We start from the raw sequence: 6558 nt of genomic DNA on the forward strand, positions 1-6558 counted from the left end.
GAAAGAGACTACACGTGCGACATCTGTGGGGAATCCTTCGACACGAACGTCAAGGTTGCCGGCCATATGCGTGCCCATCAGGTATCGATACCTGGTGAAACGATCGTCGACGAACTACAGCGGCTCGCCGATAAAAAAGTCGACCGCCAACGCACTCAGAGATCAACAACGAGACTGAATTTACAGAAGGCGCAGTACGTTCAACGTTCGGGGGCTGGAACGAGGGATTGGAAGCTGCCGGACTTGAGCCTCAAACAAACGGATATTGCGACACAGAGATCATAGAATTTCAAGTCGGACACCCACCCCTTCAGGGGTGGGTTGGTGACTCAGTTCACGACTGGACCCATCTCGCGGGGAGTCGGACATGCGTGATCACCTCACGAAGCACCCCGTGGCCGAGTGAGGCTCACATCGTACACACGAAAACGGCTAAGTGCGTNGNNNCANNNAGGTGCTCCGTGAGGTCACGCGTCCAGTACGTCGCGAGCCCACCAGGGCTACAGCGAGCACACAGTTGGAGCGGCCCCTCGAGATGGCCGAGTTCGACGCGGAACCGGGTAAGTGCCGCGAGGGCGTCGACGACCAGTCCGCACCCGTCGCAGGCGTGGTGGTCGCGCTCGTCGGGATCCGACTGCGTCTGGGTGGCGCAGTCGACACAGATTGGGTGCGTCACCCGTTCGTCTTTCCCCCACGTATGCGCCTCGCCCATCTCTGCACCGGGCGGTGAATCGCAGAACGCACACCCAGAAAGCGTCTGTTGCATCAGTTATCCTCCGCGTCGACATCGGTGGCGGCTTGCCAGCCACGATGGAACACGGCGAGCTGGGTGATCGACTCGAAGGGCTTGCTACTGGGCTCGTGGACGAGAATGCGTTGGTCAGGGATCGGCGTCACCACATCGTCCTCGACGAGGTCACCAACGAGACGGCGGGCAGTCGCCTCGTCGATGTCCGCCGTCGCGACCCGGGACGCATCCCGGTCCTGTGCAACGAGTTCGGTTTCGAGCCGGTCGTAGTCGCTTGTCGTGTCGTCGATGGTATCTTGACCAGACATAGGAATCACGCTTCTGCACGCGCTTCGAGCGCGCCCACGCCCTCCGGCGCAGACAAACTCACTGGCTGGAGTGTGCCGACAGCGGATGACTGGAGCCATCTCCTAGGAAGCACCGAAGCGTTTGTATACATTGCACACGAAGTAAACAGTATGGGAACGATCTCGACACGCGTGCCCGACGAGTTGGAGGCCGAACTCGAGGCGTATCTCGAAGACGAGAAGCTTGACCGGAGCACGGCCGTTCGGAAACTCCTCTCCGAGGGACTCGAGGAGTGGCGTCGCGAACGGGCCCTCGACCAGCTTGCGGCAGGCACTGTCACGTTTAGCAAGGCGGCTGAGCTGGCAGGGATGTCCGTCTGGGACTTTGCACAGCTCGCCAAAGAGCGTGATATCACCTGGGTGGCGGACGATCATCTCGACGCGGATCTCGAGGCGCTGTGAATGTGGGTTTTCGACGCCACGCCGCTCATCTACCTCGCGAAAGTCGACCGTCTCGCGCTCGTCCAGCACCTCGACACGTCGTGCGTACTCCCGGAGCGCGTCTACCAGGAGGTCGTCGAAACTGGACTTGAGCAGGGGTATCCGGACGCCCGTCGCATCGAGCGCAGCGTCGACGCCGACAGGTTTGATATCGTGTCGGTTGAGACCACCTCGCTGCTGTCCCGCCTACAGGATAATAGCAACCTCAGCGATGCCGATGTCGCTGTCCTCGCCTGCGCCGACGCCCACGATGGCGTGGCCGTGATGGATGAGACGTACGGCCGTGACGTCGCAGCGGCCGAGGGAATCACAACTCGGGGGACGGCATATCTCGTGCTGAAACTCGCTAGCGAGGGAACGCTCAGTGTCGACGATGCCCGAACCGTGATTGATGCGATGATCGACAAGGGCTGGTACTGCGCTCCCGATGTCTACGCGAAGATCGTCCAGAAACTCGAATCACTTGCCGACTGATGTGTCCTCGTTGCGGCACGGAGAGTACGCTCCATAGCGAGGATGCGTTCTCGTTTCGGTCTGTTAGAGTGTGATCACGAGCCCGGTCACGAGTGTCACGAGTCCGAGTGCCAGCCACGTCGTCCGCGCTGCAAGGCGCTGCCAAACCCGCCTCCCCAGCTGGCGGAGTTGATCACGGAGGGCTGCCCGCCGTTCCGTTTCGAGGACCGCGACTTCGTCGTAGTAATCGCGGCGCTCTGCGGGAAGCGTCCGGAGTGTCGTCTGGCACTCACTGCAGGTGTATTCGAACTCTGCACGGACATGCTGGCGGCGGAATTCTTGCTCGCCGCCCTCGTCGTAGCCGGTGACCTCGTACACGAGGAGTTTTGAGACGAAGCGACGGTTCCCACACTCCGGACAGTGGTCCATCCTGAGCGTTGGTGTTCCATCCTCGCTGCTCGTATCGTCTGGCCAGGATGTCTGTGGCTCTGTGTCCTCGGTCTCTCGGGGTGGGCTCGTGTGGTTTTCTGACGGCGATGCACTCGCTGTCTCGGAGTTACTAAACGTAGACATGGATTCACCTGTGACCGCGCTCAGTTGACACCAGGCTGGACACCACGGCGGCTCTCGTGTGGTGCCCATCGGGCTGAGCGCCGTCACCCTTTGGTCGGCGCGATAAACGCCACTGCGAGGGAGTCGTCTAGTCGTCCCACAGTGCTGCAATCCGTTCTTCGATCTCGTCGAGGACCAGTTGCAGGACATCACGATGATCGGTCGGCCACGAATCATCGTCACCGGGCGTGAGGGCGGTGGGCGGGGGATGGAAGTGGTCGCGCGTATTGTGGGGGTTCGGATGCCGATCCCATCGGCAGTCCCAGGTGTGCCCCGAATGTAACTCACGATAGTGGATTGTGAAGTCGTCGTTCATGTACCAGCGGACAGTCAGGGTTGCGTCGTCGACGGGCGCTGGGTAGTATGACGATGCAAAGACGACCTGAAGCTCGAGATGGCCGTTTGCATCCGTGATGGCTGCGTGGGAGACCTGCCTCGTCGCTTGGAGCCGCGTCTGAAGGAACTCGAGGATGGGACGATCGATGGGGGCAGGGCTCCCGCCATCGCCTGTCGGTGGCACCATCGAGCGGGCTACCCGGATGCCTGTTCGCGTTCGCCACCGGTGCGTTGCTGGCGGGCGCGTTCGTAGCGGTCTCGCTCCTCGCGGGCGGTCGCCCAGTCGCCGAGGTCGCTGTACACGTTGTCGATGGTCCGCTCGTCGCTGCCCTCCGCGGCGGCGACAGCATCGACAGCGGCCGGTGACGCGGCGTCGTACGTCTCTTCATACTCGGTGATGCGCGTCGTCAGCTCACGAACGCGATTCTGCAGGTCCTCGACGGAGTGGTCGGCTGCGAGCTGGTTGATGCGTCGCCACTCGAAGTACGCGTCATTGCGTTCGTACGTGGCTGGATGGCCATCGTGTCGGGTGACGATGCCGAGGTCGTCGAACCAGCCCAGATACTTCCGGGCGGTCTTGGGGTCACAGTCGGCGCTGTCGGCGATCGCGCTCGCCGCCGTCGGCTCGCGAGTTTGCAGGATGGTGCCGTAGATGCGTTGTTCGACGTCGTCGCTGGCGAACGCATCCTCAAAGGGAGGTGGCCCATCGGCGGCGTCTGTCTCGGACATACTCAGAATTGCAGCGCGAACGATATAGTTCTTACTTCGCGGAATAGTTTCCTGACTGGAGTATCCTGCGGGACCCCCCGTTTTGCGGCGAGATTGAGCGTAGTTAACCAACAAACAGCGTGTTACACCGAGTTTTGTTGGTTAACAATTTTGGCTCGCGGAACCAGACCACTAGATAAGGAGTCATAAAACAGTTCACAAGGTGTTGGTTTCAGAACCGTTGGAGATGCATCTCCTGCTCAGTGAATCTGCTTATTTAGAGAGCTATTTGGTGGGGATCACTGATGGTCAGGAAATCCATTCAAACGTCTCTTTCACACTCGGGGAGTTTTATGTCCAAAGCAGGACAGAACTAGTTATGAATAGACGGCAGCTTCTCTCTGTGTCGGCACCACTTTTCGTCTTGGGGGCGGGGTGTCTCGGCCAACCGGATGACTCGACTGATGGTGGCTCCGGACAGAGTGGCTCGGGAGCGGGGGTCAACGACGCGAAGCTCAAGCTGGAGAAATACAAGGACCACGAGAAGGCAATAGACGATGGGTATCAAAATATCGACACCTGTATCGGGGGATTGGGTACCCCATTCGTAAAAGAGAATGTTCCCCAGGTTTCCTACGATATGCCAAATGTACTCTTCTATGAACGAACAGACACTGAACAGTACGAACTGAGAGGAGCTGAATGGTTCGTCCCTACGAGTGACGTCGAGGATCCGCCTGCACTCTTTGCTGGTGACGACCGACGAACCTTTCGTGGACCGATGGAGGGCCATTATTCAGACCAGCCCAGACACTATGGACTCCATGTCTGGCTATTTACCGAGAATCCGAATGGCCAGTTCGCCAACTCCAATCCAAATCTGACTTGTTCGGACTAATTGCGAAAGCATTCTGTACATTGGGCGATTGGGGAAGTCAGAAGATTGGTGTGGTACTCGTTCTATGACACCTTGGAACGCCCGAGAGAGACCTTCCCGGATGGCGGTGAAGCGGCGACACTACTCGGACCGACTACCGAAGAATCGACTTACCAGCGAGGCTGGCTCTGGATCATCACCGGTCTCGTCCCCCGTACCGGAGTCTTCCTTGTGGTATTGCGGAGTCTCCTGGTCACGGGCCGCGAGTTCGTTGGTGAGTCGCTCAATTTCTGCTTCGAGGCTCTCGATCCGCTCAGTCTTCTGTTCGAGTGCTGCCTCAAGTTCGTCGACGCGCTCGCTCAACAAGCGGTTTTTCTCCGCCAGATACGCACGACTCCGGTCTGCGTCGTCAGGCGTCCCGCCAGTTGCGACCCAGTCAGGTGTGCCGTGGGGATCTTCGGTATCGCCGCCGGCGTCCGGGTCGTAGAACTCCGACGTGGTCGCAATCGCTCGCTCGATGGTCTTCTCGCCGTACGTCGACCCGTCAGCGTAGTGGACCTCGTCCCACTTCTCCCGCATCAATCCCGACTGGCGGAACAGCTGCTCCATTTGGGTCCGGTCACCACCGGTCCAGAACGCCAGCAAACAGCACAGCGCCATGTCGGCCTCGGACTGACTGTCGTAGCCGACCGTATTCCCGTTCCAGAGCCGCTCGAACTTCTCGCCGTTCGATGCGTTTCGCGCTTTTTCGAGGAGGTCCTCGTCTTCGAGGTCGACGTCGACGTCGGCTGCGTCGGTCGTCGGTGACCGGGCGTCAGTGCCATCACGCTGTTCGGACTCGGAGGCTGTGTCACGCTCTGTGTCCTGGACGTACTCACGGTGAATCGCTGTGAGCGCGTCCTGCCGGCGTGCAACGCGCGTTGGTGTCCACTCGACGTGGTCGCCAGTGACGGTGAAAAAGCGTGCCGTGTCGTACAATTCGACGCTCCCGCGCCGGTTCCGCCCCTCGGGGAGTGCGCCAGTGATCAGGACGTGATAGCCGGTGCCGGATGGTGACACCTCCGTATAGGAGTCGAGCCGTTCGATGATGTCCAGCGCTGCGTCGTCGACGTCATCTGTCTCGGGATCAAGGCAGTCGTCCAGATCGATGCCGACGATGGAGTCGTCGTCAGTAAACACGAACCCAATACCATCGGCGTGCTCTGTCTCGCTGTAGTCGAGTGCTGCCTCGAAACTCGCCCAGGTCTCCGACTCTGTTGCTGACGCGAACCCCCCAGCCCCTGGCGTCACCGGAATCTTCGTCGGTTTGCCGTCTCGCTCCTCCTCGCGCCAGCACACCCACTGGTCGCGTTCGCGTAACGTCTCCGGAATCGCCTCCGCCTCGTCGATAATAGGTTCACTCATCCTCACGTAGCACCTCGCATGGCTCTCACTGGCTCTGAGCCAGCACAGAACGCTCTCTGCGTTACGTCTCGATCCAATCCCTTGGTCCCAACGGGGACCCCCCGTTCTATCTTAGTTGGTTGTTGGGTGGAACACCCGCTATAGCAGGTTAAAAATCGCTGGACGTGAGCGTGTTCCACCCATTTCGGCCGTTTCGTAGCTGTTCCACCCATTGAAGATTTGGGTGGAACATGCCGCAGTCGGGTGATTTCCGACCTTCGAGTTTGATTGGATGAGGTCATGATTCAGCTTGGGTGGAATAGGTCTCAAGAAGTCCCGATGATATCGGGAATTGGAGCGTGTACGTCCATTTCATGGCTGAAAGTCCTCTTCAGACCGGATGCGGACACCAGTGTAATGCGGGACGGGTTCCCCGTCGATTCGCTTCTTCGTGGAGTCCACCTTGATATGGGTGTTGAGCTTCCGGGTGAACCAACTCTTATTCAGCGGATCGTCGATGCCGTGTGCCTCTGCCCAGTCGTTGTAGAGACCGAATACATCGTCTTTTGGCACGGCTTCATCCGCGTCTTCGACGAGATATTCGTCGACAAACGCTTCGAACGACGGTGGCGATTGGTCTTCCTCGACTTTCT

Annotated in this window: 10 protein-coding genes; 3 read left to right on the forward strand and 7 right to left on the reverse strand. The window is 59.4% G+C overall.

The genetic code is table 11. The features are described from left to right. Positions 1 to 409: 409 nt before the first annotated feature. A complete protein-coding gene (locus EGH24_RS15095) occupies positions 410 to 766 on the reverse strand; it encodes a DUF7558 family protein (protein WP_142980900.1) in 357 nt (118 codons plus the stop codon). Next, a complete protein-coding gene (locus EGH24_RS15100; protein WP_142980901.1) occupies positions 766 to 1056 on the reverse strand; it encodes a hypothetical protein in 291 nt (96 codons plus the stop codon). The genes EGH24_RS15095 and EGH24_RS15100 overlap by 1 nt, the downstream gene beginning before the upstream one ends. Positions 1057 to 1206: 150 nt before the next feature. On the opposite strand from EGH24_RS15100, the gene EGH24_RS15105 reads away from it, so the two are divergent. Together EGH24_RS15105 and EGH24_RS15110 are read left to right on the forward strand one after the other, a co-directional pair. Beyond that, positions 1207 to 1497 (forward strand): UPF0175 family protein, encoded by a 291-nt coding sequence (locus tag EGH24_RS15105; protein ID WP_011571395.1) that lies wholly within the window; start codon positions 1207 to 1209, stop codon positions 1495 to 1497. Then, on the forward strand, positions 1498 to 2010 hold the full coding sequence (locus EGH24_RS15110) for a DUF3368 domain-containing protein (protein ID WP_142980902.1): 513 nt from the start codon (positions 1498 to 1500) through the stop codon (positions 2008 to 2010). 63 nt (positions 2011 to 2073) lie between these two features. On the opposite strand, the gene EGH24_RS15115 is transcribed toward EGH24_RS15110, so the two are convergent. The 3 genes from EGH24_RS15115 to EGH24_RS15125 form a co-directional block, all read right to left on the reverse strand. Continuing rightward, the gene (locus EGH24_RS15115; protein WP_221886772.1) at positions 2074 to 2562 is read right to left on the reverse strand and encodes a hypothetical protein; all 489 of its coding nucleotides are present in this window, start codon (positions 2560 to 2562) and stop codon (positions 2074 to 2076) included. A gap of 127 nt (positions 2563 to 2689) precedes the next feature. Continuing rightward, positions 2690 to 3124: a hypothetical protein gene (locus EGH24_RS15120; RefSeq protein ID WP_142980903.1), complete on the reverse strand. Its 435-nt coding sequence runs from the start codon at positions 3122 to 3124 to the stop codon at positions 2690 to 2692. A gap of 8 nt (positions 3125 to 3132) precedes the next feature. Next, positions 3133 to 3666 (reverse strand): DUF7342 family protein, encoded by a 534-nt coding sequence (locus EGH24_RS15125; protein ID WP_142980904.1) that lies wholly within the window; start codon positions 3664 to 3666, stop codon positions 3133 to 3135. A 226-nt stretch (positions 3667 to 3892) separates the two neighbouring features. Between EGH24_RS15125 and EGH24_RS15130 the strand changes: the two genes are divergently transcribed. Beyond that, the gene (locus EGH24_RS15130) at positions 3893 to 4543 is read left to right on the forward strand and encodes a hypothetical protein (RefSeq protein ID WP_142980905.1); all 651 of its coding nucleotides are present in this window, start codon (positions 3893 to 3895) and stop codon (positions 4541 to 4543) included. 120 nt (positions 4544 to 4663) lie between these two features. On the opposite strand, the gene EGH24_RS15470 is transcribed toward EGH24_RS15130, so the two are convergent. Beyond that, the gene (locus EGH24_RS15470; protein WP_185903346.1) at positions 4664 to 5926 is read right to left on the reverse strand and encodes a phage NrS-1 polymerase family protein; all 1263 of its coding nucleotides are present in this window, start codon (positions 5924 to 5926) and stop codon (positions 4664 to 4666) included. Between the two features lie 351 nt (positions 5927 to 6277). Continuing rightward, positions 6278 to 6478: a primase-like DNA-binding domain-containing protein gene (locus tag EGH24_RS15140; RefSeq protein WP_246058045.1), complete on the reverse strand. Its 201-nt coding sequence runs from the start codon at positions 6476 to 6478 to the stop codon at positions 6278 to 6280. Positions 6479 to 6558: the final 80 nt, after the last annotated feature.

Source organism: Halonotius terrestris (assembly GCF_006861665.1).
GTDB classification, from domain to species: domain Archaea; phylum Halobacteriota; class Halobacteria; order Halobacteriales; family Haloferacaceae; genus Halonotius; species Halonotius terrestris.